A 3,543-nucleotide genomic window follows, 5' to 3' on the forward strand; every position below is an offset into this window, starting at 1 on the left:
CGTGAGAGTTTGGCCCCATGCATAAAGAACAGCAGGGCAATCGCTGCGGTGGTTAACCCTTCAAAGAAAGGGACAAATCCACCCTCGGCGGGAAAAAAAGAAGCCAGTAACACAACGGTAATCAGCGTCAACGTGAACGGATCGAGGATACGAAAAAGTTTCATAAAAGCTCCTGGAATTCGGTCGCACTAGTTTGCGTTTTTCTGTTTGAGAAATAAAATTGATTTATTGCATCCATATATGAATTAAATCGATGAATTACTCTCTGCGTCAACTGCGTATTTTTGTCACCGTCGCTCGGGCCAAAAGCTTTAGTCGGGCGGGGGATATCATCGGCTTAAGCCAGTCGGCGGTGAGCCACAGCGTAAAAGAGCTGGAAGGGCAGACGGGCGTGCGTCTGTTGGACAGGACCACGCGAGAGGTGGTGCTTACCGACGCCGGACAACAGCTGGCAGCACGCCTTGAGCGTATCCTGGATGAGCTGCACAGCACGCTGCGCGAAGCCGGACAGGTTGGCACGCAGCTTACCGGTACAGTTCGTGTTGCGGCCAGCCAGACCATCTCTGCCCATCTTATTCCCCAGTGTATTGCCCAGAGTAATGTGCTTTATCCCGCGATCGATTTTGTCCTGCATGACAGGCCGCAGCAGTGGGTACTGGAAAGTATTCGTCAGGGGGAAGTGGATTTCGGCATTGTTATCGATCCGGGTGCGGCAACGGACCTGCAGTGTGAAGCGGTGCTGTCGGAACCCTTCCTGCTGCTGTGTCGGGAGGATCATCCTTTAGCCGAGCGGGAGTGGGTTAATTGGCAGGATCTCCTGCACGAACGTCTAGTGTTGCAGGATTACGCCTCTGGTAGCCGACCGCTGATTGATGCGGCACTGGCCCATTTCTCCATTGATGCCAACATTGTGCAGGAGATAGGCCACCCGGCAACGCTCTTTCCGATGGTCGAAGCGGGGATTGGTATCAGCGTACTGCCCGCGCTGGCGCTCCCCCTGCCGCAGGGCAGCCATTTGCAGGTCAAACGTCTGACGCCGGTGGTTGAACGACAGCTGATGCTGGCTCGACGTAAAAATCGCTCTTTATCGACCGCCGCTCAGGCATTGTGGGACGTCGTGCGCACACAGGCCAGTGAATTAACCGCCGGTCGTGCGCGGGATCCGCTGTATCAGTTATAAGCCCCCTCCATGCCATTTCCGGCAGGAGAATAATGTGAAGTTGGGCGGGTTTAGCGCAACTCATCAATACCGATTTACTATCGATCGACGGGAAAAACTGTATTGGTAATCGATTGCGTAGTCTCGTTATAACATCGGGGTACGCTACGTTATTTCTATTACTCAGTTTTAAGGACATCTCATGAGCCACACTCTTTTCTCTCAGAATCCCTGGTATAGCGCCGATATCATTCGTGGTTATAAACCTGACTTCACGCCACGCGTGGCGTTTATTCTCGGCTCCGGGCTGGGCGCGTTGGCCGAGCAAATCGAGGATGCGGTGGCGATCTCTTACGAGAAGCTGCCAGGGTTCCCGGTCAGCACCGTACATGGACATGCGGGGGAACTGGTGCTGGGGAATCTGGCTGGCGTTCCTGTGGCCTGCATGAAAGGGCGTGGGCACTTTTACGAAGGTCGCGGTATGACGGTGATGACCGATGCTATTCGTACCCTTAAACTGCTGGGCTGCGAACTGCTATTTTGCACCAACGCGGCGGGTTCTTTACGTCCTGAAGTCGGTCCGGGCAGACTGGTCGCGCTCAGCGATCACATTAATACCATGCCAGGCACGCCAATGGTTGGACTCAACGATGAGCGTTTTGGCGAGCGTTTCTTCTCGCTGGCGAACGCCTACGATGCAGACTACCGTGCGATCCTGCAAACCGTAGCGAAAGAAGAGGGATTCCCGCTGAGCGAAGGCGTATTTGTCTCCTATCCGGGACCGAACTTTGAGACGGCGGCAGAAATTCGCATGATGCAGATTATTGGCGGTGATGTGGTTGGTATGTCGGTGGTCCCTGAAGTTATCGCTGCACGTCACTGTGAATTGAAGGTGGTTGCGGTTTCTGCCATCACCAACCTGGCCGAAGGGCTGGGGGATGTGAAGTTATCCCATGCCCAGACGTTGGCGGCGGCGGAACTCTCCCGACAGAACTTCATCAATTTGATCTGCGGCTTCTTGCGCAAGCTGGCCTGAATAAAAACGATAACTGCCCCCGCTTGCGGGGTCTTACTTTTTTGGCAAGGAACGGAAAAATGGGTATCGCCTCACGCTTAAAGCTCATGTCGTTTTTGCAATATTTCATCTGGGGAAGCTGGTTGGTGACCCTGGGTTCTTACATGATCAACACTCTGCATTTTACCGGTGCCAACGTGGGTATGGTTTATAGCTCGAAAGGGCTGGCGGCGATTATTATGCCTGGCATCATGGGGAGCATCGCTGATAAATGGCTGCGCGCCGAACGCGCCTACATGCTGTGTCACCTGGTATGCGCGGGTGTGCTGCTGTATGCCACCACCGTGACCGATGCAGATACCATGTTTTGGGTGATGCTGATTAACGCCATGGCTTATATGCCGACGATTGCGTTGTCGAACAGCGTCTCATACTCCTGCCTGGCGCAATCCGGCCAGGATCCGGTGACGGCTTTCCCGCCGATTCGCGTGTTTGGCACGATTGGCTTTATTGTGGCTATGTGGACGGTAAGCCTGATGGGACTGGAACTGAGCAGCGCCCAGCTGTATATCGCCTCCGGCGCCTCATTACTGCTGGCGATGTACGCGTTTACCTTGCCTAAAATCCCGGTTGCTGAGAAGAAAGTGGCAACGACGCTTGCCGGTAAACTGGGACTGGATGCGTTTGTGCTGTTTAAAAATCCGCGTATGGCGATATTCTTTCTCTTTGCCATGATGCTGGGGGCGGTACTGCAAATCACCAACGTCTTTGGTAATCCGTTCCTGCATGATTTTGCCCGTAACCCTGAATTTGCTGGCAGCTTTGTCGTGAAGTATCCCTCTATCTTGCTGTCGGTGTCGCAGATGGCGGAAGTGGGCTTCATTCTTACCATTCCGTTCTTCCTTAAACGCTTTGGGATTAAAACGGTGATGCTGATGAGCATGCTGGCGTGGACGCTGCGTTTTGGTTTCTTTGCGTTTGGCGATCCGTCACCGTTTGGCTTTGTGCTGTTACTGATGTCGATGATCGTTTACGGTTGCGCGTTTGATTTCTTCAACATATCCGGATCGGTGTTCGTCGAGCAGGAAGTCAGCTCCAACATTCGCGCCAGCACACAGGGGCTGTTTATGACCATGGTGAACGGCGTCGGGGCGTGGGTAGGTTCAATCCTGAGCGGCATGGCGGTGGACTATTTCTCCGTCGATGGCGTGAAGGACTGGCAAACCATCTGGTTGGTATTTGCGGCTTATGCGCTGGCGTTGGCCGTCATTTTTGCGCTGTTCTTCAAATACAAGCATGAGCCGGAAAGGTCCGTGCAGAAATCGCTGGCACATTAATCCTTACCTGCGGCGGGCGAATGCTGCCCGCC

Annotated in this window: 4 protein-coding genes; 3 read left to right on the forward strand and 1 reads right to left on the reverse strand. The window is 53.8% G+C overall.

Annotated features, from left to right (window positions below):
* The coding region (locus FDX01_RS23750; protein ID WP_249360955.1) for a bile acid:sodium symporter at positions 1-164 on the reverse strand (164 nt) is incomplete at its 3' end.
* Between the two features lie 89 nt (positions 165-253).
* On the opposite strand from FDX01_RS23750, the gene FDX01_RS11085 reads away from it, so the two are divergent.
* From FDX01_RS11085 to FDX01_RS11095, 3 genes are all read left to right on the forward strand, one after another.
* A complete protein-coding gene (locus tag FDX01_RS11085; RefSeq protein WP_135911650.1) occupies positions 254-1,180 on the forward strand; it encodes a LysR family transcriptional regulator in 927 nt (308 codons plus the stop codon).
* A gap of 181 nt (positions 1,181-1,361) precedes the next feature.
* On the forward strand, positions 1,362-2,195 hold the full coding sequence (gene xapA, locus FDX01_RS11090) for a xanthosine phosphorylase (protein ID WP_137399777.1): 834 nt from the start codon (positions 1,362-1,364) through the stop codon (positions 2,193-2,195).
* A gap of 59 nt (positions 2,196-2,254) precedes the next feature.
* Positions 2,255-3,511, forward strand: a complete 1,257-nt coding sequence (locus tag FDX01_RS11095) for a nucleoside permease (RefSeq protein ID WP_137399778.1) — start codon at positions 2,255-2,257, stop codon at positions 3,509-3,511.
* Positions 3,512-3,543 lie beyond the last annotated feature (32 nt).

It is taken from the genome of Citrobacter sp. wls613, from assembly GCF_005281195.1.
Classification (GTDB): domain Bacteria; phylum Pseudomonadota; class Gammaproteobacteria; order Enterobacterales; family Enterobacteriaceae; genus Citrobacter; species Citrobacter gillenii.